Source organism: Pseudomonas sp. L-22-4S-12, from assembly GCF_009799935.1.
GTDB lineage: Bacteria > Pseudomonadota > Gammaproteobacteria > Pseudomonadales > Pseudomonadaceae > Aquipseudomonas.
On the sequence record NZ_WELL01000001.1, the window covers coordinates 23,630 to 47,183 of the forward strand.

General features: G+C 67.7%; 19 protein-coding genes and 1 pseudogene. 9 read left to right on the forward strand and 11 right to left on the reverse strand.

Going from position 1 to position 23,554, the window contains the following annotated elements:
- Window positions 1-127 precede the first annotated feature (127 nt).
- The 3 genes from F3I16_RS00125 to F3I16_RS00135 all read right to left on the reverse strand — a co-directional run bounded on the left by F3I16_RS00125 (window position 128) and on the right by F3I16_RS00135 (window position 4,480).
- Window positions 128-1,237, reverse strand: coding sequence for an ABC transporter ATP-binding protein (locus tag F3I16_RS00125; protein ID WP_160491776.1), 1,110 nt, complete (start codon window positions 1,235-1,237; stop codon window positions 128-130).
- Between the two features lie 217 nt (window positions 1,238-1,454).
- A complete protein-coding gene (locus F3I16_RS00130) occupies window positions 1,455-2,084 on the reverse strand; it encodes a response regulator transcription factor (RefSeq protein WP_160491777.1) in 630 nt (209 codons plus the stop codon).
- Window positions 2,081-4,480: a PAS domain S-box protein gene (locus F3I16_RS00135; RefSeq protein ID WP_160491778.1), complete on the reverse strand. Its 2,400-nt coding sequence runs from the start codon at window positions 4,478-4,480 to the stop codon at window positions 2,081-2,083. Before F3I16_RS00135 ends, F3I16_RS00130 begins: the two co-directional genes overlap by 4 nt.
- A gap of 136 nt (window positions 4,481-4,616) precedes the next feature.
- Here F3I16_RS00135 and F3I16_RS00140 point away from each other — a divergent pair, with 136 nt between their 5' ends.
- Window positions 4,617-5,615, forward strand: coding sequence for an alpha/beta hydrolase family protein (locus F3I16_RS00140; protein WP_160491779.1), 999 nt, complete (start codon window positions 4,617-4,619; stop codon window positions 5,613-5,615).
- Between the two features lie 1,002 nt (window positions 5,616-6,617).
- Here the strand turns inward: F3I16_RS00140 and F3I16_RS00145 are convergent.
- Together F3I16_RS00145 and F3I16_RS00150 are read right to left on the reverse strand one after the other, a co-directional pair.
- Window positions 6,618-7,136, reverse strand: coding sequence for a glycine cleavage system protein R (locus F3I16_RS00145; protein ID WP_160491780.1), 519 nt, complete (start codon window positions 7,134-7,136; stop codon window positions 6,618-6,620).
- 33 nt (window positions 7,137-7,169) lie between these two features.
- Complete coding sequence (locus F3I16_RS00150) at window positions 7,170-7,628, reverse strand: N-acetyltransferase (RefSeq protein ID WP_160491781.1); 459 nt, start codon at window positions 7,626-7,628, stop codon at window positions 7,170-7,172.
- Between the two features lie 175 nt (window positions 7,629-7,803).
- On the opposite strand from F3I16_RS00150, the gene F3I16_RS00155 reads away from it, so the two are divergent.
- On the forward strand, window positions 7,804-9,981 hold the full coding sequence (locus F3I16_RS00155) for a malate synthase G (protein WP_160491782.1): 2,178 nt from the start codon (window positions 7,804-7,806) through the stop codon (window positions 9,979-9,981).
- A gap of 249 nt (window positions 9,982-10,230) precedes the next feature.
- On the opposite strand, the gene F3I16_RS00160 is transcribed toward F3I16_RS00155, so the two are convergent.
- Complete coding sequence (locus F3I16_RS00160; protein WP_160491783.1) at window positions 10,231-11,154, reverse strand: LysR family transcriptional regulator; 924 nt, start codon at window positions 11,152-11,154, stop codon at window positions 10,231-10,233.
- Window positions 11,155-11,297: 143 nt separating this feature from the next.
- Here F3I16_RS00160 and F3I16_RS00165 point away from each other — a divergent pair.
- Window positions 11,298-12,037 (forward strand): annotated as a pseudogene (locus F3I16_RS00165) (SDR family NAD(P)-dependent oxidoreductase).
- Window positions 12,038-12,069: 32 nt separating this feature from the next.
- The gene (locus F3I16_RS00170; RefSeq protein ID WP_160491784.1) at window positions 12,070-12,276 is read left to right on the forward strand and encodes a 4-oxalocrotonate tautomerase family protein; all 207 of its coding nucleotides are present in this window, start codon (window positions 12,070-12,072) and stop codon (window positions 12,274-12,276) included.
- A gap of 56 nt (window positions 12,277-12,332) precedes the next feature.
- Here F3I16_RS00170 and F3I16_RS00175 read toward each other — a convergent pair whose 3' ends face one another.
- On the reverse strand, window positions 12,333-13,388 hold the full coding sequence (locus F3I16_RS00175; protein WP_160491785.1) for a nitronate monooxygenase family protein: 1,056 nt from the start codon (window positions 13,386-13,388) through the stop codon (window positions 12,333-12,335).
- A 112-nt stretch (window positions 13,389-13,500) separates the two neighbouring features.
- Here F3I16_RS00175 and F3I16_RS00180 point away from each other — a divergent pair, with 112 nt between their 5' ends.
- The 4 genes from F3I16_RS00180 to F3I16_RS00195 all read left to right on the forward strand — a co-directional run bounded on the left by F3I16_RS00180 (window position 13,501) and on the right by F3I16_RS00195 (window position 18,279).
- The gene (locus tag F3I16_RS00180) at window positions 13,501-14,382 is read left to right on the forward strand and encodes a LysR family transcriptional regulator (protein ID WP_160491786.1); all 882 of its coding nucleotides are present in this window, start codon (window positions 13,501-13,503) and stop codon (window positions 14,380-14,382) included.
- Window positions 14,379-15,533, forward strand: a complete 1,155-nt coding sequence (locus tag F3I16_RS00185; RefSeq protein WP_160491787.1) for a YbfB/YjiJ family MFS transporter — start codon at window positions 14,379-14,381, stop codon at window positions 15,531-15,533. The genes F3I16_RS00180 and F3I16_RS00185 overlap by 4 nt, the downstream gene beginning before the upstream one ends.
- Before the next feature lie 122 nt (window positions 15,534-15,655).
- Window positions 15,656-17,584, forward strand: a complete 1,929-nt coding sequence (locus F3I16_RS00190; protein ID WP_160491788.1) for a DUF294 nucleotidyltransferase-like domain-containing protein — start codon at window positions 15,656-15,658, stop codon at window positions 17,582-17,584.
- Between the two features lie 5 nt (window positions 17,585-17,589).
- Window positions 17,590-18,279 (forward strand): PolC-type DNA polymerase III, encoded by a 690-nt coding sequence (locus tag F3I16_RS00195; protein WP_256670078.1) that lies wholly within the window; start codon window positions 17,590-17,592, stop codon window positions 18,277-18,279.
- A gap of 159 nt (window positions 18,280-18,438) precedes the next feature.
- Here the strand turns inward: F3I16_RS00195 and F3I16_RS00200 are convergent, their stop codons facing one another.
- Together F3I16_RS00200 and F3I16_RS00205 are read right to left on the reverse strand one after the other, a co-directional pair.
- A complete protein-coding gene (locus tag F3I16_RS00200) occupies window positions 18,439-20,205 on the reverse strand; it encodes a sodium:solute symporter family protein (protein WP_160491790.1) in 1,767 nt (588 codons plus the stop codon).
- 8 nt (window positions 20,206-20,213) lie between these two features.
- A complete protein-coding gene (locus F3I16_RS00205) occupies window positions 20,214-20,480 on the reverse strand; it encodes a DUF4212 domain-containing protein (protein WP_160491791.1) in 267 nt (88 codons plus the stop codon).
- A 463-nt stretch (window positions 20,481-20,943) separates the two neighbouring features.
- Here F3I16_RS00205 and F3I16_RS00215 point away from each other — a divergent pair, with 463 nt between their 5' ends.
- Window positions 20,944-21,567, forward strand: a complete 624-nt coding sequence (locus F3I16_RS00215) for a glutathione S-transferase (protein ID WP_160491793.1) — start codon at window positions 20,944-20,946, stop codon at window positions 21,565-21,567.
- 93 nt (window positions 21,568-21,660) lie between these two features.
- Here F3I16_RS00215 and F3I16_RS00220 read toward each other — a convergent pair whose 3' ends face one another.
- A complete protein-coding gene (locus F3I16_RS00220; RefSeq protein WP_218573077.1) occupies window positions 21,661-21,966 on the reverse strand; it encodes a hypothetical protein in 306 nt (101 codons plus the stop codon).
- A gap of 42 nt (window positions 21,967-22,008) precedes the next feature.
- Window positions 22,009-23,358 carry a cell envelope integrity protein CreD gene (gene creD, locus F3I16_RS00225; RefSeq protein ID WP_160491794.1) on the reverse strand — a complete coding sequence of 450 codons (1,350 nt, stop codon included), beginning with the start codon at window positions 23,356-23,358 and terminating at the stop codon, window positions 22,009-22,011.
- Window positions 23,359-23,554 lie beyond the last annotated feature (196 nt).

Sequence of the window (23,554 nt, forward strand, 5' to 3'; positions counted from 1 at the left end):
GTCGGCGATCCCGCGTTAAAAACCGCCTCGGAATGCTCATTTACAACTCGTAAACTCCGCTTCCTCGGCTGCTTTTGCCTTGTCTCGCTCTAGCTCGCTAGATCGTAAAAAGGCTCTTGGGAGCGACTCACTCCGCAGTCAGCGGGTCGAGCGCGCGAACGTGTTCCACATGCCAGCCAAGCGGCACCACATCGCCCACGCCCATGGCGGGATCGAGCTCGGCGATCGGCTGCTTGACGAAGAAATCGGGCTTGCCACACACCTCCATGCGGATGCGCACGTGGTCGCCCAGGTAGATGAACTCCACCACCCGCCCGGAGAAGCGGTTGGCGCACTGCTCGCTGGCGCCGTTGAGGCGCACGCGCTCGGGGCGGATCGACAGGGTCACCGGCTCGCCGGGCGCACCGACGTTGACCGCCAGCGCCTCGACCTTCTCGCCGCGGCTCAGGCCGACCACGCAGCGCTCGCCGTCGTGGCTGAGCAGCTGGCCGCTGATGCGGTTGTTCTCGCCGATGAAGTTGGCCACGAAGGTGTTCTTCGGCGCCTCGTAGAGGTCGCGCGGCGGGGCGATCTGCTGGATCTCGCCCTGGTGGAACACCGCCACCCGGTCGGACATGGTCAGCGCCTCGCCCTGGTCGTGGGTCACGTAGACCACGGTCACGCCCAGGCGCTGGTGGATGTGCTTGATCTCCATCTGCATGTGCTCGCGCAGCTGCTTGTCCAGCGCGCCGAGCGGCTCGTCCATCAACACCAGCTGCGGCTCGAACACCAGCGCACGGGCCAGCGCCACGCGCTGCTGCTGGCCGCCGGAGAGCTGCGCCGGGTAGCGGTTGCGGAACTTGTCGAGCTGCACCATCGACAGCGCGCGCTTGACCCGCTCGCTGCAGTCGGTCTTGTTCATGCCGCGCACACTGAGCGGGAAGGCCAGGTTCTCGGCCACCGTCATGTGCGGGAACAGCGCGTAGTTCTGGAACACCATGCCGATGTCGCGCTTGTGCGGCGGCACGTTGTTGATCGCCCGGCCACCGAGCAGGATCTCGCCGGCGGTGGGCGTCTCGAAGCCGGCCAGCATCATCAGGCTGGTGGTCTTGCCCGAGCCTGAGGGGCCGAGCAGGGTGAGGAATTCGCCTTTGCGAATATCCAGGTTGAGGTCTTTGACGATCAGGTTCTCGCCGTCGTAGCTCTTCTGCACGCCACGAAAACTGACCAGTACATCGTTGGAAGCATTCTCGGCCATCACCACACCTGTGTTCTTGTCTGCCATGGCTAAAGACTAGAGAGGCGGGGGCGCCACGCAAATCGGGCGGTATGACTGATTGCTATAAGGCTAGAGGAAAGCGTGCTGTAGGGATCGCCCTACACGAAAGGCTTTTGTGGGAGCGGATTTATCCGCGATAAGCAGGCCACTGCGCACAGCCCCGATCGCGAATGAATTCGCTCCCACACCGCCCAGATCAGACCAGCTTGTGCTCCATCGCATACTTCACCAGGTCCGCCACCGAATGGCTGCCGAGCTTCTGCATCAGGCGCGCCTTGTGGGTGCTGACGGTCTTGCTGCTGATCGACAGGTGCAGGGCGATCTCGTTGACCCCCTCGCCCTGCACCAGGCGCTCGAACACCGAGAACTCGCGTTCGGACAACTGCGCATGGGGCGGTCGCGAATCGGTCAGGCCGACCTCGAAGACCATGCGGTCGGCCAGGTCCGGGTCGATATAGCGCCCGCCGGCGGCGACCTTGCGAATGGCGGTGAGCAGCAGCGCCGGGTCGCTGTCCTTGGTCGCATAGCCGGCCGCACCGATCTTCAGCGCGCGGGCGGCCATCTGCGCCTCGTCGTGCATGGACAGCACCAGCACCGCCGGCGGATTGTTCAGCGCGCGAATCCGCGGGATCGCCTCCAGGCCGTTGACCCCGGGCATGGAGATATCCAGCAGCACCACTTCGCAGGGCGTGTGGCGCAGCGCCTCCAGCAGCTGCTCGCCGTTGCAGGCCTCGCCGACCACCTGCAGGTCCTTGGCCAGACCGATCAGCTGCTTGATGCCCTCGCGGACGATGGTGTGGTCTTCGGCTACCAGTACTCGAATCACGCGACTTCCTCTTGATCATCCAGCGCCACCCGCACGCTGAGGGTGGTGCCCTCGCCCGGCTGGCTGTCGATGTGCAATGTACCGCCGAGCATCAGCACCCGCTCGCGCATGCCGACCAGGCCGAAAGATTGTGCGCGCGCCGCCTGCGGGTCGAAACCCCGACCATCGTCACTGACGCTCAGGCACAGCTCGCCGCCCTGCACTTCCAGGCCGATTTCCACCGTGTGCGCCTGGGCATGGCGCAGCACGTTGGTCAGCGCCTCCTGCAGCACGCGGAACAGGCCGATGGCCTTGGCGTCGGACAGCGCCGGCAACTGCTGCTCGGGCACCTGCACCAGGCAGGGGATGCCGCTGCGCGCCTCGAAGCGCCGCGCCTGCCACTCGATGGCCGAGGCGATGCCGGCATCCAGGATCGGCGGGCGCAGGGCAGTGGCCACGTCGCGCACCAGCTGGAACAGGTTGGCAATCAGCTTCTTCATGCTCTCCAGGCGCTCGCGCAGGCCGGCATCCAGCTCGCCATAGGCCAGTTCGCACATCGAGGTTTCCAGCTTGAGCACGGTGAGCACCTGGCCCAGTTCGTCGTGCACCTCGCGGGCGATGCGCGCCTTCTCCTCCTCGCGCACGCTCTCCAGGTGCGCCGACAGATCGCGCAACTGGGCGCGTGACTCGGCCAGCTGCAGCTCGATCTGCTTGTTCTCGCTGATGTCCCAGACCATGCCGTCCCACACCACGTGTTCGCCCTCCAGGCGGCGCGCGCGGGCCTTGATGTCGGCCCAGCGCACGCGGCCGTCGCGGGTGAGAATGCGCCCCTGCCACTGCCAGTCGCCGGCTGCCGCGATGGCGGCATCCTGGGTGGCGTGATAGCGCGCGCGGTCGTCCGGGTGGACCAGGCTGCGGATACCGAAGTCGGCCGCCTTGATCTGCGCCGGCGGATAGCCGACCAGCTGCTCGCTGCCCTCGCTGATATAGGCAAAGTCCAGCGGCGCGCCGGGCAGCGGGCGCTCCAGGCGGAACACCAGGCCCGGCACGTTGCTGGCGATGCCCTTCAGGCGCGCCTCGCTCTCCTCCAGGGCGGCCCGGGCGCGGCGGCGCTCGGTGACATCGGTGAGGTACACCACCAGGTACTCGGCCTCGCGAAAGCGCAGGAAGCTCAGCGACACATCCGCCGGCATCAGGCTGCCATCGGCGCGTACGCAGTTGCTCTCGAAGCTCAGCGCCGCCTCGTCGCGCGAGCGCACCCGGCGCCACAGGTTGAGCCAGCGGTCCATGCTCAGCTGCGGTTCGATCAGCTCCAGCGGCTGCTCGACCAGCGCCTCGCTGCGGTAGCCGAGCATTTGCGCCGCCGCCCGGTTGGCATAGCGCACGCGGCTGTCCCAGTTGACCCAGAGGATGCCCACCGTGCTGTGGTCGCTGGAGAACTGGGTCAGGCGCAGCGCTTCCTCCGCCGCCTCGCGCCGGGCCAGCACCTGACGCGCCTCCAGCAGATGCTGCTCCAGGCGCGAGCGCTGGCGGCGCACCACTGCGAGCAGGGCCAGGCTGATCAGCAGCAACGTGGCGCACAGCAGGCTGAGGTTGCGCCAGAAGCGCGGCGAATCACCGAGGCCCGGCTTCTGCGCGGTCAGCCAGCGCCCCTGCAGCTGCTCCAGGGTCTGCGCCGGCAGGGCACGCAGGGCCTCATCGATGATCCCCGCCAGCTGCGGCCAGTCGCGCCGGGTGCCGATGCGCAGCAGCTGCGGCAGGCCGACATCGCCGACCACCAGCAGGGGGGTGAACTCGCTTTCCTGGCTCAGGCGGCTGAGCTGCGCCTGGTCGATCACGGCGAAGCGCGCCTGCTGCTCCAGCACCGCCTGCAGGGCCTGGCGGTCGGACGGGCGGGCCAGCAGGTTGAGGTTGAAGTAGTTGCTGCGCAGGTAGTCGACCACCGCGCTGGGGGTGCGCACGGCGATCACATCGCTGGCGCCGAGTTGCTCCAACTCCACCGCCACGGTGCCCAGGCGCTCGCCCACCAGCAGGTGCGGAATGCGCAGGTAGGGATCGGAATACAGCCACTGGCGCAGGCCGGCGGGAGTCTGGCTGAGGCCGGGGGCGAGGTCGATCTTGCCGGCGCGCAGGGCATCTTCGAGGGCCTGCTGATCGGGGTAGCTGCGCCAGCTGAACTCCACCGGCAGACTCTTGGCCAGCGCCTCGACCAGCTCGACATTGAGCCCGGTCAGTTGCTGCTGGCGCCGCTGGAATTCGGCATAGGGCGCCTGCAGCACCACGCCGACGCGCAGGCGCGGGTGCTCAGCCAGCCAGGCCCGCTGGCCCTCGTCCAGCGGCAACGGGGTAGTGACCGGAATGGCCCACAGCAGGGTCGGCAACAGCAACAGCCACAAACCGCCAAACACTCGCCTCATGCGCCCATCACCGCCCGTCTCGAATCGTCGATCGCCATACCTTACTCCTGCCGCGCCCCCGCCAGGCAAGCGACACCTGACAAATCGCGGGGCAACGCTTAGGCTGCGGAGACCCTCCGCCATTCAGAACCCTGAGATGCCCAACGCCCTGCACCCGACACTTATCGCCCTAACCCTCGGCCTGAGCCTGACGCTGGCCCAGGCCGCGCCTGCCGAGGAAAGCCCCCCCGCCAGCAGCACCGCCCCCGCAGCCGACGGCGCGGCAGCGGATAGCGCCGCAGGCGAGCGCCCGCCCCTGGCCGAACGCAGCGTCGAAGGGCAAAGCGCCCTGCAACGCCAGTTGCCCGCCGGCGAACAGCAGCAGCTGCAAGCGGCCGACGAGACCTTCCTGGCCCTGTGGAAGCCGGCCAACGTGGCCGAGGCCAGCGGCGTGGTGATCCTGGTCCCGGCCAGCGGCGAAAGCGCGGACTGGCCGCAGGCCATCGGCCCGCTGCGCAACAAGTTGCCGGATGCCGGCTGGAGCAGCCTGAGCCTGACCCTGCCGGATCTGCCGCAACTGCCCGCGCCCATGACGACCGTGAGCGTCACCGCACCCGCGCCCGACGCTGCCGCGGTGGACGCCCCGGCCGACCCGACCGGCGCCGTGGCCGATGCCCCCGCCACCGATGGCGCTTCGAACGAAACCCCGGCCGCGCCGGCCGTCGATCCGGCCGTACGGATCTTCGCCCGCATCCAGGCCGCCATCGCCTTCGCCGAACAGCAACAGGCACCGGCCATCGTCCTCCTCGGCCATGGCGACGGCGCCTACTGGGCCGCCCGCTTCCTCGCCGAGCAGAAGCCGCCCCAGGTCAGGCACCTGCTCAGCGCCGCCGCCGTGCAGCCGAGCGGCCTGACCCCGGCGCTGGACGAATTGCTGCCCGGCCTGCTGCTGCCGACCGGCGACTTCTACTACAAGGACCAGGCCGGCGACCGCAGCGCCGCCACGCGCCGCCTGCATGCCAGCAAGCGCCTCAGGCACGAGGCCTACAGCCAGATCGCCCTCAAGGCCCTGCCGGGCAACCCGAATGCCGAACAGGAGCAGCTGTACCGGCGCATTCGCGGCTGGCTGGACAAGAGCCTGCCGGCGCAGAAATAGCCAATGGTCCGATTGCATGTTGCAAAGGTGATAAGCGGTGGGTTGACTCGCAAATGACCAAACCTAACGACTCCACTCCGAGATGCCCAAGACTGCCGCCAAGATGATCGGGGCAAACCACTCCTGCCAAAATCCACGCAACACATCGACGTTTACTGTTAGATGCCGGTAGTCATACAGGCCTGCAGTGTATGCATGCCACCGTCTAACAGTACCTGCTTGTGGGCAAACCTTGATCCTGTACAGAAAACAACCAGCCAGCCACAGGCTGCGCCACGCCTGGCGCGCAGCCGCCCATCCCGAGCTTATCCACAGAAGCATCCCCGGCGTTTGTGCACAAGCCGTTGAATCTGCTCGTTTTTCAGCCGATCCCCGGCAGCCCTGGCGAGACTAGGGCGGGCAACGCGACTCCCCAGCTTATCCACAGTTCTTTCCCCACGGATCGGGGATATCCACCGTCCCGCCAGCCGCAGCCCTGACCACTTTGGCCGGGTGGAGCTGCGCCAAACAGCGCCATCAAGCCCCCTGCACAGAAATCAACCAGCGCCCGCCAGGCCATGGCGGCCGGGGCCTGCCGGCAGCTGCCCCGAGCTTATCCACAGAAGCATCCCCGGCATTTGTGCACAAGCCACCGCGCCCTGGTGGTTTTCTGAACACAGCCGGCCAGGCCAGGCAGGCCGTGGCCTGGCGCACTAGCCTCCCAGCTTGTACACAGAATCATCCACGGTTTTCGGGGATATCGGCCGCCTGGCAGGTGCCGGCGCCCGCTGGTGGCAGGGCTCCAGACGATTGCGCAGAAATCAGCCAATCGGCGCCAGGCCACGGCGCCCCTGGCCTGGCGCCAGGCATCCCGAGCTTATCCACAGAAGCATCCCCGCGCTTTGTGCACAACCGGCGAAAATTGTCGATTTTTTAGCCACTCAACGAAAAGCCCCGGGGCACTAGCCGGTGCGCCGGGGCTCCCCAGTTTATCCACAGCACCATCCCCGTGATCCGGGGATATCAGGTCTCGGTGCGCAGGTTCAGCTCCACCATCAGGTCGTCGGCGAGGTTTTCCAGCTTGTCGCGCAACAGGTCGAGGGACAACGTCAGCGGCACCGCCAGCAGCGCTTCGGCGTGGAACAGCGGCTCGCTGCTCATCGGCGCCGGCTTGACCTCGGTGGTCAGGCTTTCCAGGTTGACGCCCTGCTCGGCGAGCAGGCGGGTGATGTCGCGGACGATGCCGGGGCGGTCGTTGCCGACCAGATCGAGCAGGATCGGCTTCCAGGTGCAGGACGGCTCGATGCCGCTTTCCGCCAGCAGCACGCGGATGCCGTAGGCGCCGAGGCCCTGCAGGCCCTCGACCAGTTCGTCATAGCCTTCCGCCGGCACGGCCACCCGCAGGATCCCGGCGAACTGCCCGGCCATGCGCGACATGCGGCTCTCCAGCCAGTTGCCGCCATGGGCGGCGATGCACTGGGCGATGCGTTCGACCAGGCCCGGTTGGTCCGGGGCGATTACGGTGAGTACCAGATGATCCATGGCAAGCCTCTTCGTCATTGTCTGGGATATAGCTCAAACACCCTGGCCAGGCAGGCCCAGCCAGTAGGTATAGAACAGCTCGTCACGCACGTAGCCGAGTTTCTCGTAGAGCGCCTGGCCGGCCAGGTTGGTTTTCGCCGTTTCCAGTTGCAGGCCGCAGGCCCCGTTCGCCTCGGCGTGGGCCCGGGCGGCATTCATCAGTGCCTCGGCCACGCCCTGGCGGCGCGCCTGCGGGGCCACGTAGAGATCACTGAGCAGCCAGGCCGGGGCCATGCTCAGCGAGGCGAACAGCGGGTAGAGCTGGACGAAGCCCTGCGCCGCACCCTGCTCGTCGCGGGCGATGAACAGCGTCGAGTCGCCCTGTTGCAGGCGCCCGCCGAGAAACTTGGCGATCTCGCCCGGTGCCCGCGGCACCTGGTAAAACTGCAGATAAGCGCCGAACAGGCCGACCAGCTCATCCAGATCATTGACCCCAGCACGCACGACAGTCATCGGCCTCTCCCTTCCTTGATGGATGTCCGCAGTATAGACGCGGGCCGCAGCCGCCCGGCAGGCGCTGACAGGCTGTGACTGATTTTTTCCCGCGAGTCATGTAGTATCCCGCGGCTCGTACTACATGGCCGTCCGGCCCGGATTTAGAGCTGTCTGGAATCAAGTGAGGCAAGCAATGACTGAGCGCGTTCAAGTCGGTGGCCTGCAGGTCGCCAAAGCCCTTTACGACTTCATCAACAATGAAGCCATCCCCGGTACCGGCATCGCTGCCGACAAGTTCTGGGCTGGCGCCGAAGCCGTGATCAACGATCTGGCCCCGAAAAACCGCGCCCTGCTCGCCAAGCGTGATGACTTCCAGGTCAAGATCGACGCCTGGCATCAAGGCCGTGCCGGCCAGGCGCATGACGCTGCCGCGTACAAAGCCTTCCTCCAGGAAATCGGCTACCTGCTGCCGGAACCGGCTGACTTCCAGGCCACCACGCAGAACGTCGACGAAGAAATCGCCCGTCTGGCCGGCCCGCAGCTGGTCGTGCCGGTGATGAACGCGCGTTTCGCCCTGAACGCCTCCAACGCCCGCTGGGGTTCGCTGTACGACGCGCTGTACGGCACCGACGTGATTAGCGAAGAAAACGGCGCCGAGAAAGGCAAGGGCTACAACAAGGTGCGTGGTGACAAGGTCATCGCCTTCGCCCGCGCCTTCCTCGACGAAGCCGCGCCGCTGGAAGGCGCTTCCCACGTCGACGCCACTGCTTATGTAGTGAAGAACGGCCAACTGGCCGTGAGCCTGAAGAACGGCAGCAGCACCGGCCTGAAGAACGCCGCCCAGTTCATCGCCTTTCAGGGCGACGCTGCCGCGCCGAAAGCCGTACTGCTCAAACACAACGGCCTGCACTTCGAAATCCAGATCGATGCCTCCAGCCCGGTCGGCCAGACCGATGCCGCCGGCGTCAAAGACGTGCTGATGGAAGCCGCACTGACCACCATCATGGACTGCGAAGACTCCGTCGCCGCCGTCGATGCCGATGACAAGGTCATCGTCTACCGCAACTGGTTGGGCCTGATGAAGGGCGACCTGGCGGAAGAAGTGGCCAAGGGTGGCACCACCTTCACCCGCACCATGAACCCGGACCGCGTCTACACCAAGGCCGACGGTAGCGAGCTGACCCTGCACGGGCGCAGCCTGCTGTTCGTGCGCAACGTCGGTCACCTGATGACCAACCCGGCGATCCTCGATGCCCAGGGCAACGAGATTCCGGAAGGCATCCAGGACGCCCTGTTCACCAGCCTGATCGCGGTGCACAACCTGAACGGCAACACCAGCCGCAAGAACACCCGCACCGGCTCGGTGTACATCGTTAAGCCGAAGATGCACGGCCCGGAAGAAGTCGCCTTCACCACCGAGATTTTCGGTCGCGTCGAAGACGTTCTCGGCCTGCCGCGCAACACCCTGAAAGTCGGCATCATGGACGAAGAACGCCGCACCACCGTCAACCTGAAAGCCTGCATCAAGGCCGCCAGCGAGCGCGTGGTGTTCATCAACACCGGCTTCCTCGACCGTACCGGTGACGAAATCCACACCTCCATGGAAGCCGGCGCCGTAGTGCGCAAGGCCGCCATGAAGAGCGAGAAGTGGATCGCCGCCTACGAGAACTGGAACGTCGACATCGGCCTGGCCACCGGCCTGCAAGGGCGCGCCCAGATCGGCAAAGGCATGTGGGCCATGCCCGACCTGATGGCCGGCATGCTCGAGCAGAAGATCGCCCACCCGCTGGCCGGTGCCAACACCGCCTGGGTGCCGTCACCGACCGCCGCCGCGCTGCACGCCCTGCACTACCACAAGGTCGACGTGTTCGCCCGCCAGGCCGAACTGGCCAAGCGCGAGCGCGCCTCCATCGACGACATCCTGAGCATCCCGCTGGCACCGAACACCAACTGGACCCCGGAAGAGATCCAGAACGAACTGGACAACAACTCCCAGGGCATCCTCGGTTACGTGGTGCGCTGGATCGACCAGGGCGTCGGCTGCTCCAAGGTGCCGGACATCAACGACGTCGGCCTGATGGAAGACCGCGCCACCCTGCGTATCTCCAGCCAGCTGCTGGCCAACTGGCTGCGCCACGGCATCGTTACTGAAGAGCAGATCGTCGCCAGCCTCAAGCGCATGGCGCCGGTGGTTGACCGTCAGAACGCCAACGACCCGCTGTACCGTCCGCTGGCGCCTAACTTCGACAGCAACATCGCCTTCCAGGCCGCCCTGGAACTGGTGGTCGAAGGCACCAAGCAGCCGAACGGCTACACCGAGCCGGTGCTGCACCGCCGCCGCCGCGAGTTCAAGGCCGCCAACGGTCTGTAACTCGCTGCTGCTGTGAAAGAACCGCCCTCCGGGGCGGTTTTTTTATGGCTATGTACCTGTTACGCGTTGCTACGCCGCGCTGTTGTTTGGCTCAAACGCTCGCGGCGGCTGCTCTGGCTGTTCGTGGGAGCGAATTCATTCGCGATCAGGGCCTTCGCCGAGCGACCTGTTTATCGCGGATAAATCCGCTCCCGCTAACGCTCGATGGCCTGTGCAACACGGAACTGGTACATAGCCATTGCCCGCTCATCAGGCGCCGCGCCACTGGTGTGCGGCCTGCAGAATGAACTCGACGAATACCCGCACGCGGATCGGCACATGGCGGCCGTGGGGATAGAGCAAGGTGAACGGCCGCGAGCGCCCGGAGAACGGCTGCAGCACTTCCACCAGCTCGCCACTGGCCAGCTCGCGTTCGACAATGAAACGGTAGGTCTGGAACAGCCCGGCGCCGCTGCGCGCCAGGGTCACACCGCCGAGCACATCGTCGGCGCAGCAGTAGCTGCCCGCGGTGCAGAGCTCCCGCTCGCGGCCCTGCTCGTGGAACAGCCAGGAAATCCGCCGCCCGCTGCTGGGCAGCTCGAACTGGATGCACTCGTGCTGTGCCAGCTCATCCAGGTTCTGCGGCGTACCGGCCTGCTGCAGATAGGCCGGCGTCGCCACCACCACCAGCGCCGCGTCCTCCAGCGGCCGGGCGATCAGCCCCGAGTCAGGCTGGGCGCGCACGCGGATGGCCAAGTCGTAGCCTTCCTCGACGAAGTCGACATTGCGGTTGCTCAGGTGCACTTCCACCTTCACCCCCGGATAGCGCTGGCGGAACGCCGGCAGCAGCGGCAGCACGCGATGATGGCCGTAGGTGGTGGGCAGGCTGATGCGCAGCGTGCCGGCCGCCTCCAGCTGTTGCCCGCTGACCTGGCGCTCGGCTTCGATCAGCTGGCTCAGCGCCTGCCGGCACTGCTCGAAGTAGCCACGCCCGCCCTCGGTCAGACGGATACTCCGGGTAGTGCGGACGAACAGGCGCACGCCCAGACGCGCCTCCAGGCGTGCCACCGAACGGCTGACCGCCGCCGGCGTCACCCCGGCGACCTGGGCCGCCGCCGTGAACCCGCCCAGCTCGGCCGCCAGGCAGAACAGTTCGATGCTGCCGAGCTGCACCTCGTCGAAGCTACGCTTCATGGATTAGTTACACCAGGTATCAAGTGAAGTGATTGGCAGCAGATTTATCAGCTTCTTAAGCATGAATACAGTGTCTCGCAACAGGACGCGGTGCTTGAAACCGGCCCTGCGGACTTCCGACTTCCCTGCGAGAGAACGAGACCATGCCCAGCAGCCCTACGAAAACAGTGATCATCACCGGCGCCTCCAGCGGCATCGGCCTGGCCATTGCCCGCGCCTTCCTCGACCACGGCTACAACGTGGTCGGCAATGCGCGCAACGCCGCGCGCCTGGAGCAGGCCGCCGTGCAACTGGAACGCCCGAACGCTTTCTCGGCGTGGCCGGCGACATCGGCGAGCCGGCTACCGCGCGCCAGCTGGTCGACGCCGCCGTGCAGCGCTTCGGCCAGGTCGACGTGCTGGTCAACAACGCCGGAATCTTCAACGCCAAGCCGTTCACCGACTACTCGCTGGAGGAGATCGACGCGCTGATCAGCACCAACCTCAAGGGCGTGGTCTACACCTCCCAGGCGGTGGCCGCGCACATGATCCCGCGGCGCAGCGGGCATATCGTCAACATCACCGCCAGCATCGCCCTGCAGCCCAGCATCAAGGTGCCGGCCACCCTGCCGGTACTGCTCAAGGGCGGACTCAACCAGGCCACCCGAGCCCTGGCCCTGGAGCTGTCGCCGCACAATATCCAGGTCAACGCGGTGGCGCCGGGCATCGTCGACACGCCGATGTACAGCGCCGAGCAGCACGCCTTCCTCAATAGCCTGCAACCGGCCGGGCGCATCGGCCGCGCCAGCGAAATCGCCGAGGCCGTGCTCTATCTCAGCCAGGCGACCTTCACCTCCGGCGCCGTGCTGGCGGTGGACGGCGGCATGAGCAGCGGCACCTGGTAAGTCCCTAATCATCACCCACGAGGAACCACAGCATGCCCTTCGTCAGCGTCCGCATCACCAAGGACGGCGTCAGCCGCGAGCAGAAAGCCCAGGTCATCGCCGAAATCACCGAAACCCTGCAACGGGTGCTGAACAAGCGCCCGGAACTGACCCATATCGTCATCGAGGAAGTCGATACCGATAACTGGGGCTACGCCGGCATGACCACCACCGAGTACCGCAGCCAGCAGCCCGGCTGACGGGTCCGAGGGTTGCCTGAGGCCCGGGGGGGATGATCCACCCGGGCCTTTTGCCGTCAGGCCTGCATCTCCGCCACCAGCACCGCCAGCAGCTCGGCCGCCGGCAGCTCGCGGGCCAGCGGCGCACCCTGGCCGGCCCACTGGGCGGCGAAGTCGTGGCTGCCCTGGGCTGCGGCGACGGCCTGCAGCGCCTTGGTCGCATCGTAGGTGTAGGGGTAGCCGGGCAAGGCCGGCGCGCCGGGGCTACCGATCTCGCTGAAGACGCGGTTGGGCAGGCCGCGCGCCGGGCGCCCGGACATGGCCGTGGTGATCTGCGTGCGGTAGGCCCGCTCGCCCTTCAGCGCCGCGCGATAGGCGGCGTTGGCCGCGGATTCCGGGCACAGGACAAAGGCCGTGCCCATCTGCACCGCGGCGGCGCCGAGGGCCAGGGCGGCCCTGATCCCGGCGCCATCCATGATGCCGCCGGCGGCGATCACCGGCAGCGCGGCCTGCTGCACCAGCAGGCGCACCAGGGCCAGGGTGCCGATGCCCGGGTCGCCCTGTTCCGGCCGGAACAGGCCGCGGTGGCCGCCGGCCTCGACGCCCTGCGCCACCAGCCCGTCGACCCCCGCCGCCTGCGCCAGCTCGGCCTCGGCCAGGCTGGTGACGCAGGCCAGCACGCGAATCCCGGTCTGTTGCAAGGCGGCGATCCAGGCCGCCTCGGGCAGACCGAAGTGAAAGCTGACCACCGCCGGGCGCTCTTCCAGCAGCATGGCCTGCATGGCCGGGTCGGCGACGAAGCTTGGGTAGATGTCGCGCAATTCGCTCGGTGGCGTGGCGCCGAACTCGGCGAAGAAGGGGCGCAGATGCTCCAGCCAGCGGGCCTGCGCCGCCGGGCTGCTGGCCATCGGCCGATGGCAGAACAGATTGACGTTGAACGGCCGGGCGGTCAGCGCTCGGACCTCGGCGATCTGCGCGCGGGCCTGCTCCACCGTGCTGGCCGCCACGCTGATCGAACCCAGGCCGCCGCCATTCGACACGGCGGCCGCCAGTTGCGGGGTGGACACGCCCAGCATCGGCGCCTGGATGATCGGCTGCTCGATACCGAGCCACTGCGTGACGGACTGTTGCATGGGCTTGCTCCCTGGCGGCGGAGGCCGCGGTGGACCTCCAGGCTTGACCAACAAATCTCTAAAAGAGATGCTTGGTAAAACATTATTCTTTTTTAGAGATTAATAGAAGCCCATGGATCTCTCGACGCTGAGCATTTTCCGCACGGTCGCCCTGGAGCAGAGCATCACCCGCGCCGCCCAGCGCCTGCAGCGCGTGCAGTCCAACGTGACCACGCGCATCCGCCAGCTGGAGGACGACCTCGGCGTGGCGCTGTTCCTGCGCGAAGGCAAGCGCATGACCCTGACCGAGCAGGGCCACGCGTTTCTCGCCTACGCCGAGCAGCTGCTGGCCCTGGCCGACGAAGCCCGCCAGGCCATGCACCCGCAGCAGCCGAGCGGCAGCCTGCGCCTGGGCAGCATGGAAAGCAGCGCGGCCAGCCGCCTGCCGGCCCCGCTGGCGCAGTTCCACCGCGAGCACCCGCAGGTCAGCCTGGAAGTCAGCACCGGGCCCAGCCAGCCGCTGCTCGACGGGGTGCTGGCGCGGCGCCTGGATTGCGCGCTGATCGCCCAGCCACGCACCTTCGCCGCCGGGCAGTGGCACGCCGAGGCGCTGCCCGCCGGGCTGGAGGCCGAGGCGGTATTTGCCGAGGAGCTGCTGCTGGTGCTGCCGGTCGCCCACCCGCCCGTGCGTGGCCCGCAGGATGTGCGCCTGCGCACCCTGGCCGGCTTCGGCCTGGGCTGCAGCTACCGGCAGATCGCCCAGAGCTGGCTGAACAGCGCCGGGCCGGCCGTGCGCGTGCAGGAAGTCGGCTCCTACCACGCGATTCTCGCCTGCGTGGCCGCCGGCGCCTGCGTCGGCGTCCTGCCGCGCTCGCTGCTCGACCTGCTGCGCGAGCCGCCGGCGCTGCAGTGCGTGCCGCTGCTGAGCCTGGACACCCTACTGGTCTGGCGCAGCGGCTACCGCAGTGCCGCCTTCGAGCGCTGGCGCGATTTGCTGCACAGCGCCCGGGCATGAACCGCGCCGCACTGGCCGCCGCCCTGCTGCTGGCGGTCGGCATGGGCTTCGGCCGCTTCGCCTTCACCGGGCTGTATCCGCTGATGCTGGACGACGGCCTGCTCGACCTGCAGAGCGGCTCCCTGGCCGCCGCGGCCAACTACGCCGGCTACCTGCTCGGCGCCCTGCTGCTGACCCGCGCCCGCGATGAACAGGCCGCCCGCCTGTGCCTGCTGGCCGGCGCCGGCACCCTGCTGGGCCTGGCCCTGATGGGCAGCCTGCAACAACCGGCCGCGCTGATCGGCGTACGCTTCGGCGCCGGCCTGTGCAGCGCCCTGGCCCTGGTCGGCGCCTCGCTCTGGCTGCTGCAACGGCATGCCGAGCCGCGTGCCGCGCCGCTGCTGTTCGCCGGGGTCGGCCTGGGCATCCTGCTGTCCGCCGAGCTGCTGGCCGGCGGCCAGGCCCTCGGCCTGCGCAGCCAGGCCCTGTGGTGGCTGCTGGCCGCCAGCGGCCTGCTGCTGTGCCTGCCGGCCTGGGCCCTGCTGCGCCGGCCGCCGGCACGCGGCTGCGGCACAGCCAGCCGGGCGAGCGGCGAGCGCCCCGCCGACCGGCTGCCGCCGCGGCGCCTGGTGCTGGTCTACGGCCTGGCCGGCTTCGGCTACATCGTCACCGCCACCTACCTGCCGCTGTTGCTGCAGGGCCGTCTCGCCGGCCTCGGCCCGCTGCAGGTGTGGGCGGCCTTCGGCCTCGGCGCGATGCCGTCCTGCTTCCTCTGGCACGCCCTGCACCGGCGCCTGGGCACGCGCCACAGCCTGAGCCTGAACCTGCTGCTGCAGGCGCTGGGCGTGGTCCTGCCGGCACTCAGCCAGGCGCCCTGGGCCTGCCTGCTCAGCGCGCTGCTGGTCGGCGGCACTTTCATGGGCACGGTGACCATCGCCATGCCGGCGGCCCGCGCCTGGGCCGCGCAGGTGAGCTACAACCTGCTGGCGAGCATGACCGCCGCCTACGGGGCCGGGCAGATCGCCGGGCCGCTGGTCGCCGCCGGCCTGCTGCAGCTGGACCGCGGCCTGGCGCCGGCCCTGTTCGCCGCGGCGGCCACCCTCGGCCTGGGCGCAACCCTGTGCCTGCTGGCGCCGCAGCACCAGCGCCAGGTGCAGGAAGAGCCCGCCTGAGGCGGCGCGGCGACCGGCCCATGCCGTTCGGCGCTTCGGCCGCCCCTGCGACCTAGGTCCAATTGGCGTGGCGCGCCCCCATGGTCGATGATGCTTGCATCACCGCCACCAGGGCAGCCCGCATGCAGTCCAAGGAAAGCAGCGCCGCCGGCAAGACCGCCGTGCTGCAGAACATCCACGGCACCATGGAGTTCCTGCGCAAGTACCCGCCGTTCAACCAGATGGACAGCGCGCAGCTGGCCTACCTGGTCGAACACTGCCAGCTGCGCTTCTACGGCGCCGGCGAGAGCATCATCAAGCCCGGCGACGGCCCGGTGCAGCACTTCTACATCGTCAAGCAGGGCCTGGTGGTCGGCGAGCGCCCGCACTCGGCCAAACGCGGCAGCGAGACCACCTTCGAGATCGCCAGCGGCGAATGCTTCCCCCTGGCCGCCCTGCTCGGCGAGCGCGCCACCCGCACCGAACACCTGGCCGGCGAAGACACCTTCTGCCTGCTGCTGGGCAAGGAAGCCTTCGTCCGCCTGTTCAGCCAGTCCGCGCCGTTTCGCGACTTCGCCCTGCGCGGGGTCAGCAGCCTGCTCGACCAGGTCAACCAGCAGGTGCAGCTGCGCGCCGCGGAAAGCCTCGGCGCGCAGTACTCGCTGGACACCTCGCTGCGCGAACTGGCCATGCAGCAGCCGGTCGGCTGCAGCGCCGACACGCCGCTGCGCGAAGCCGTGCGGCGCATGCATGAGCAGCATGTCGGCAGCATCGTCATCACCGATGCCCAGCAGCAGCCGCTGGGTATCTTCACCCTGCGCGACCTGCGCCGGGTGGTCGCCGACGGCAGCTCCCTGGAGCAACCGATCGAGGCCCTGATGACCCAGCGCCCCTTCCACCTGTCGCCCCAGGCCAGTGCCTTCGACGCCGCCCTGGCGATGACCGAGCGGCATATCGCCCACGTCTGCCTGGTCGAGCACGGTCAGCTGGTCGGCGTGGTCTCCGAGCGCGACCTGTTCTCCCTGCAACGGGTCGACCTGGTGCACCTGGCCCGCACCATCCGCCATGCCGGCAAGGTCGAGACCCTGGCCGCCCTGCGCAGCGACATCCGCCTGCTGGTCGAACGCATGCTGGCCCATGGCGCCAGCTCGACGCAGATCACCCAGCTGATCACCCTGCTCAACGACCATACCGTGTGCCGGGTGATCGAGCTGTGCATCGAGGAGCTCGGCGACCCCGGCGTGCCGTTCAGCTGGCTGTGCTTCGGCAGCGAAGGCCGCCGCGAGCAGACCCTGCACACCGACCAGGACAACGGCATCCTGTTCGACGCCGAAAGCAGCCAGCAGGCCGAGGCCATCCGCCAGCGCCTGTTGCCCCTGGCCCGGCAGATCAACCAGCAGCTGGCGCTGTGCGGCTTCAGCCTGTGCCCGGGCAACATCATGGCCGGCAACCCCGCGCTGTGCCTGTCGCGCCAGGAGTGGGCACGGCGCTTCAGCACCTTCGTGCGCGAGGCCAGCCCGGAGAACCTGCTCGGCTCCAGCATCTACTTCGACCTGCGGGTGATCTGGGGCGCCGAAGACGGTGGCGAGCAACTGCGCGAGCAGCTGTTCGCCGATATCGAGAGCAACAGCATCTTCCAGCGCATGCTGGCCGCCAACGCCCTGCAACACCGCCCGCCGGTGGGGCGCTTCCGCGATTTCGTGGTGGCCCGCAGCGGCGCAGAAAAGCACACCCTCGATCTCAAGACCGAAGGCCTCACGCCCTTCGTCGACGGCGCCCGCCTGCTCGCCCTGACCCATGGCGTGGCCGACTGCAATACCCAGCGGCGCTTCGCCGGCCTGGTCGAGAAAGGCGTGATCGATGCCCTCGACGGCGCCGCCTACGAGGAGGCCTACCACTTCATCCAGCAGACCCGCCTGCAACTGCACCAGCAACAGGCGCTGCAGGGCCTGCCGTTCTCCAACCGCCTCGATCCGGACAGCCTCAACCAGCTGGACCGGCGCATCCTGCGCGAATCCTTTCGCCAGGCCCAGCGCCTGCAGGCCAGCCTGACGCTGCGCTACCAGCTATGAAACGCATGCTCGCCTGGCTGCGCCAGACCCCGACCGCCTGTGACCCGCGCTGCGCCAGCCTGCTGCCCGCCGCGCCGCTGTCCGAGCTGCCGCTGGCGCGGCAACGCATCGTCGTCGTCGATCTGGAAACCAGCGGCCTCAACCTGCAGCGCGACCAGTTGCTGGCGATCGGCGCGGTGGTGATCGAGAACGGCGCCATCGACTTCAGCCAGCAGTTCGAGTGCACCCTGCGCCGCAGCGGCCACTGCGCCAGCGCCAGCACACTGATCCACGGCATCGCGCCCAGCGCCATCGCCGCCGGCGAGGAGCCCGACGAGGCGCTGCTGGCCTTCATGCAGTTCCTCGGCGACAGCCCGCTGCTGGCCTTCCACGCCGCCTTCGACCAGCACATGCTGGCCCGCGCCCTCAAGGAAAGCCTGGGCTATCGCCTGCGCCACCCCTTCCTCGATGTCGCCGACCTGGCGCCGCTGCTCTGCCCCCAGGTCAACCTGCGCCGGGCCGGCCTGGACGACTGGCTGCAGCACTTCCAGCTGCAGGCCAGCGAACGCCACCACGCCAGCGCCGACGCCCTGGCCACCGCCGAGCTGGCCCTGATCCTGTTCAGCAAGGCCCGCCAGCAGGGCCTCGACAGCCTCGCCGTGCTGCACCAGCGCGTGCAGTCCCGGCGTCGCCGGCAACTCGCCCCCTCGCTCTGACGCGCAGCCGCCAACGGCGATTGCCTCACCTCGGCGCCCCCCATACAGCCACCGGCTGACTGCTGACCGGGCGTTCGGCCGCTCGCGTCTGCCGAGCTGAGTGAGGGCCGGAAACGACAACGCCCCGGCAAGCCGGGGCGTTGTGCCAAACGCTACTCCTTAGTGGTCGATCGCCGCACCCGCGCCACGCGGTACGCGGATGTCCTCGACCAGGTGCTGGATGTGCTCCGGCGGCGCCGAGGTCAGCTTGGCCACGATAATCGCCGCGGTAAAGTTGAACAGCATGCCCAGGGTGCCGATGCCTTCCGGCGAGATGCCGAACCACCAGTCAGCCGCCGTGGCGGTCGGCTCGATGAACTTGAAGTAGACGATGTAGCTGAAGGTGAAGGCCAGCCCCACTACCATGCCGGCAATCGCCCCTTCCTTGTTCATGGTCTTGGAGAAGATGCCCATGACGATGGCCGGGAAGAACGAGGCCGCGGCCAGGCCGAAGGCAAACGCCACCACCTGGGCGACGAAGGCCGGCGGGTAGATGCCGAACAGGCCGGCCACCACCACCGCGACCCCGGCGGCAACCCGCGCGGCAAGCAGTTCACCCTTCTCGCTGATATTGGGGCGGATGTTGCTCTTGAGCAGGTCATGGGAGATCGAGGTGGAGATCACCAGCAACAGACCGGCAGCCGTGGACAGCGCGGCAGCCAGGCCACCGGCGGCGATCAGGGCGATCACCCAGCCCGGCAGGTTGGCGATTTCCGGGTTGGCCAGGACCATGATGTCGTTGTCGACGTACAGCTCGGTGGCCGCCGGAGTGGCCGGGTTCTTCAGCAGGCGCTCGCCGTTGGCACCGCGCTCGGCGGTGAACTCCGGCTTGCCGGCAAAGGCAGTGCCCGGGCCGTACTGGATGACGCCATCCTGGTTCTTGTCCATCCAGGCGATCAGCCCGGCGTTTTCCCAGGTCTTGAACCAGCTCGGCACTTGCTCGTAGCTGACATTCGGCACGCTGGTCAGCAGGTTGGTGCGGGCAAACGCCGCCACGGCCGGGGCGGTGGTGTAGAGGATGGCAATGAACAGCAGGGCGTAGCCGGCCGACTTGCGCGCGTCCTTCACCGTCGGGGTGGTGAAGAAGCGCACGATCACATGGGGCAGGCCGGCGGTGCCGACCATCAGCGCCATGGTGATGAAGAACACGTCGATGGTCGACTTGCTGCCATCGGTGTAGGCGCTGAAGCCCAGTTCGGCGCCCAGGCCGTTGAGACGCTCGATCACGCTCTGCCCGGTGCCGCTGACTTCGCTGCCGAAGCCCAGCTGCGGGATCGGGTTGCCGGTGATCATCATCGAGATGAAGATGGCCGGCACCATGTAGGCGAAGATCATCACGCAGTACTGCGCCACCTGGGTGTAGGTGATGCCCTTCATGCCGCCCAGCACGGAGTAGAAGAACACGATGGCCATGCCGATCATCACCCCGGTGTTGATATCGACTTCCAGGTAACGCGAGAAGACGATGCCGACGCCGCGCATCTGCCCGGCCACGTAGGTGAAGGAGATGAAGATCACGCAGATCACCGCCACCACGCGCGCGGTCTGCGAGTAGTAACGCTCGCCGATGAATTCCGGCACGGTGAACTTGCCGAACTTGCGCAGGTAGGGGGCCAGGCACATGGCCAGCAGCACGTAGCCACCGGTCCAGCCCATCAGGTAGACCGAGCCGTCATAGCCGGCGAAGGCGATGATCCCGGCCATGGAAATGAACGACGCGGCGCTCATCCAGTCGGCGCCGGTGGCCATGCCGTTGAGTACCGGGTGTACGCCCTTGCTGGCCACGTAGTACTCGCTGGTGGAACCGGCGCGGGTCCAGATGGCGATGCCGATGTACAGGGCAAAGGTGGCGCCGACGAACAGGTAGATCAGGGTTTGCGTATCCATGGTCGGCCTCAGTCTTCGTGAACATCGAACTTGCGGTCGTAGGCGTTCATCTTCCACACGTAGAAGAAGATCATCACCACGAACGAGTAGATGGAACCCTGCTGGGCGAACCAGAAGCCCAGGGGGAAACCGAAGAACTGAATGGTATTGAGCTGCTCGACGAACAGGATGCCGGCACCGAACGAGACGGCGAACCAGATCGCCAGCAGGGTGAGCATCAGCCGTAGATTGGCTTTCCAATAGGCAGTGGCTGCCTCTCGCTTGGACAAGGACATGAGAACCTCCGCGGAGTTGTTGTTTTTATTATGGAACCTCCTAAACCCTAGCAAGCCTTCGACAACCGGCCACTAGACTTTGGTCGCCCCCCAGAAAAACCTATCCGCGGGGCTATCCGGCCCTGGCCAGCGTATGCCGGCCTCGGTTTGCGCTCGGCGCGCCGACACGCGGTTCTGCAGATCCGGCACAAGCTGGAAAGCGAATTCGGGCCTAACATCTCCCACGAGGAGCCGGGACGCCGGGGCGGCCTGGATGCGCTCTACCTGATTCGGGGATTCAAGAAGGCGCGTGGCGTCGCCCCGCCCAACGACCTGACCCAGAAGCGCGCCGCCCTGCGCCTGCGGCTTCTGCGAGCAGAACCACACGAGCAAAGCGCTCAAGAAGGTGGCCGGCGTCACCCTGCGCAGCTTCCGCGCCGGCCTCCCCTCCAGCATCGATTGAAGCGCCACCGAGGACCCGTCCATGAGTACCATGACCCTGTTCCACTCGCCCACCTCGCCCTTCGTGCGCAAGGTACTGGTGCTGCTGCACGAGACCGGCCAGAGCGACCGTGTGGCCCTGCAGCATGCCCAGCTCAGCCCGCTCAACCCGGATGCCGGGGTGCTCGACAGCAACCCGGCCGGCAAGATTCCCGCCCTGCGCCTGGCCGATGGCACGGTGCTGCACGACAGCCGGGTGATCCTCGACTACCTCGACCAGCAGCATGTCGGCGACCCGCTGATTCCGCCCGGCGGCCACGCCCGCTGGCGGCGCCTGACCCTGGCCTCGCTGGCCGATGCGGTGCTCGATGCCGCCGTGCTGATCCGCTACGAGACCTTCCTGCGCCCGGCGGACAAGCGCTGGGACGCCTGGATTGCCGCGCAGCAGGAGAAGATCGAACGGGCCCTGGCCAGCTTCGAGCGGGAGGCCATCGCCGAACTGAGCAGCCACTTCGACATCGCCGCCCTCAGCCTGGCCTGCGCCCTCGGCTACCTCGACCTGCGCCAGCCCGAGCTGGACTGGCGCCAGCGCTACCCGGGGCTGGCCGCCTGGTACGCCGACGTCAGCCAGCGCCCGTCGATGCAGGCGACCGAGCCGGTGGCCTGAGCGCCGGAGCGCGCCCCGCAGCGAACAGGCGGGCGATGCGCCGCGCCAGCAGGTGTCCCTGGCGCGCCTCCTCGCGCAGGCCGAGATGCCCGCTCATCGCACGTACCACAGGCGGAAGAAGCCGGCCGCCAGCAGCAGGGCGACCTGGGCCAGCCCCGCACACAGCTGCAGGAAGGACTGCACCTGGGCATTGGCGGCGGCATCCGGAACTCCGGTCAGCGCGTTCCAGAAGGCCTCCGGCAACAGCGCCAGGGCCAGGCTGGCCATTGGCTTGCCACTCAGGTCGAGGCCGTGGATCAGGTCGAACTGGCCGAAGAACATCAGGCCGATCAGCAACACCCCGGCCACCACCAGGCCGAGGGCGAAACAGGCGGAAAACTGCAGCATCAGGCGAATCATCGGAGGCTCCTCGGGGCGCGGCCGGGGCCGCGCCCGCAGTGATCAGGCTGGGGTAACGGAAGGGGTCTTGCCGATGCCGTACCAGTCCAGCTTGCGGGTCAGCACCATCACGCTGGCGAGCAGGGCGAAGACCAGCAGCGAGCCCATCAGCAGGGCGTAGTCCTCGGCGTTGAGCAGGGCGTAGAGCATCGCGTACAGCGCCGCCAGGCCGGCGGTGAAACCGGCGCCGCGCAGCCAGCTGTGCAGCACGTGGCTGACGTAGAAGCCGATCAGCAGCACGCAGGCCGCGGCGGCCAGGGCGTAAGCCCGGGCGAAGTCCATGTGCTCGGCCAGCGACAGCAGCAACAGGTAGAAGAACGCCAGCGACAGGCCGACCAGGCCGTACTGCACCGGGTGCACGGCCAGGCGCTTGAGCACCTCGAAGAGGAAGAAGCCGGCGAAGGTCAGGGCGATGAACAGCAGGGCGTACTTGATCGCCCGGTCGCTCTTCAGGTACTGGTCCACCGGGTCGACGAAGCTGACGCCGAAATGGCGCGCCTGGAAGTCCCGGCACTCGCCGCCGCCCACGCAGTCGGCGAGGGCCTCTTCCAGGTTGGTGGCAAAGAAGCTGGTCTGCCAGCTCGCGCTGAAGCCGTCCTTGCGGATCTCGCGCTCGCTCGGCAGGTACTCGCCGACGAAGCTCGGGTGCGGCCAGTCGGCCTTGAGTTCGACCCGGCTGTCGCGCCCGACCGGGGTCACGTCGAGCTGGCCGGTGCCCTGCAGCAGCAGGTCGAAGGCGTATTCCAGGCGCTGCGCCTTGGCCGGGTCGAGGGCCGGCAGCGGCGCATGCACGCCGGCGCCGAGCAGGCTGTCGGCGCTGCCCGGCTGGAAGGCCAGGGTCTGGCGGTTGAGCTGCAGCTTGAGGTCGTTCTTGATGCCGCGGATATCGCTGATGCCGACGGCGAGGAACGGCGCGTCGAAGCGGTAGTCGGCGAAGTCTTCGCGGATGCCGAACTGCGCCGGCAGCTCGAAGTGGCCGCCGATGCGGTTGGCGCTGTGGTACAGGCGGGCCTGGTAGATGCCGCGGGCACGCAGCTCGGTGGTGACCTCGCCGCCCATGGCGAAGCGCTCGGGCAGGAAGTACAGGCGCCCGCGCTCCTCGCTTTCCTCCAGGTAGCGCTGGCCGGTCTTGGCGTGGGTCTTCCACTCGCGCAGGGTCTTGCGGTACGGCTGCACCAGCAGCGGGCCGGTCAGTTGCTGGTTGTAGCTGGAACTGCGCGCGATGTCCTGCAGCACCTCGTCGCGCAGGCCCTGACGCTCCTCGATCATGCCGTCGATCATGACGATGGGGATCATCAGCAGGATGATCAGCAGGGCGATCAGCCCCAGCTTGATGGCAAGGCTTCGGTTCATGGCGGGACTCTCCGGTGGTGAATGTGGCGGAGAGTCTGGCGTGCGTCAGTGGGCGGCGAATGCGCGAAATATGGAGAACGCGTGGAGTTTGTGTGGTGTGAGGCGTTCTGTGGCAGCGGCTTCAGCCGCGATGCTCTTGGGGTGGAGGACATCGCGGATAAATCCGCTGCCACAAGAGCGGAGTCGGCTGGTGGCT

Excerpts from the sequence above, each read along its gene's own strand:
- F3I16_RS00125 (WP_160491776.1), bottom strand. The coding sequence starts at position 1,237 with ATGGCCGAGAATGCTTCCAACGATGTACTGGTCAGTTTTCGTGGCGTG.
- F3I16_RS00135 (WP_160491778.1), bottom strand. The coding sequence starts at position 4,480 with ATGAGGCGAGTGTTTGGCGGTTTGTGGCTGTTGCTGTTGCCGACCCTG.
- F3I16_RS00140 (WP_160491779.1), top strand. The coding sequence starts at position 4,617 with ATGCCCAACGCCCTGCACCCGACACTTATCGCCCTAACCCTCGGCCTG.
- F3I16_RS00145 (WP_160491780.1), bottom strand. The coding sequence starts at position 7,136 with ATGGATCATCTGGTACTCACCGTAATCGCCCCGGACCAACCGGGCCTG.
- F3I16_RS00150 (WP_160491781.1), bottom strand. The coding sequence starts at position 7,628 with ATGACTGTCGTGCGTGCTGGGGTCAATGATCTGGATGAGCTGGTCGGC.
- F3I16_RS00155 (WP_160491782.1), top strand. The coding sequence starts at position 7,804 with ATGACTGAGCGCGTTCAAGTCGGTGGCCTGCAGGTCGCCAAAGCCCTT.
- F3I16_RS00160 (WP_160491783.1), bottom strand. The coding sequence starts at position 11,154 with ATGAAGCGTAGCTTCGACGAGGTGCAGCTCGGCAGCATCGAACTGTTC.
- F3I16_RS00170 (WP_160491784.1), top strand. The coding sequence starts at position 12,070 with ATGCCCTTCGTCAGCGTCCGCATCACCAAGGACGGCGTCAGCCGCGAG.
- F3I16_RS00175 (WP_160491785.1), bottom strand. The coding sequence starts at position 13,388 with ATGCAACAGTCCGTCACGCAGTGGCTCGGTATCGAGCAGCCGATCATC.
- F3I16_RS00180 (WP_160491786.1), top strand. The coding sequence starts at position 13,501 with ATGGATCTCTCGACGCTGAGCATTTTCCGCACGGTCGCCCTGGAGCAG.
- F3I16_RS00185 (WP_160491787.1), top strand. The coding sequence starts at position 14,379 with ATGAACCGCGCCGCACTGGCCGCCGCCCTGCTGCTGGCGGTCGGCATG.
- F3I16_RS00190 (WP_160491788.1), top strand. The coding sequence starts at position 15,656 with ATGCAGTCCAAGGAAAGCAGCGCCGCCGGCAAGACCGCCGTGCTGCAG.
- F3I16_RS00195 (WP_256670078.1), top strand. The coding sequence starts at position 17,590 with ATGCTCGCCTGGCTGCGCCAGACCCCGACCGCCTGTGACCCGCGCTGC.
- F3I16_RS00200 (WP_160491790.1), bottom strand. The coding sequence starts at position 20,205 with ATGGATACGCAAACCCTGATCTACCTGTTCGTCGGCGCCACCTTTGCC.
- F3I16_RS00205 (WP_160491791.1), bottom strand. The coding sequence starts at position 20,480 with ATGTCCTTGTCCAAGCGAGAGGCAGCCACTGCCTATTGGAAAGCCAAT.
- F3I16_RS00215 (WP_160491793.1), top strand. The coding sequence starts at position 20,944 with ATGAGTACCATGACCCTGTTCCACTCGCCCACCTCGCCCTTCGTGCGC.
- F3I16_RS00220 (WP_218573077.1), bottom strand. The coding sequence starts at position 21,966 with ATGATTCGCCTGATGCTGCAGTTTTCCGCCTGTTTCGCCCTCGGCCTG.
- creD (WP_160491794.1), bottom strand. The coding sequence starts at position 23,358 with ATGAACCGAAGCCTTGCCATCAAGCTGGGGCTGATCGCCCTGCTGATC.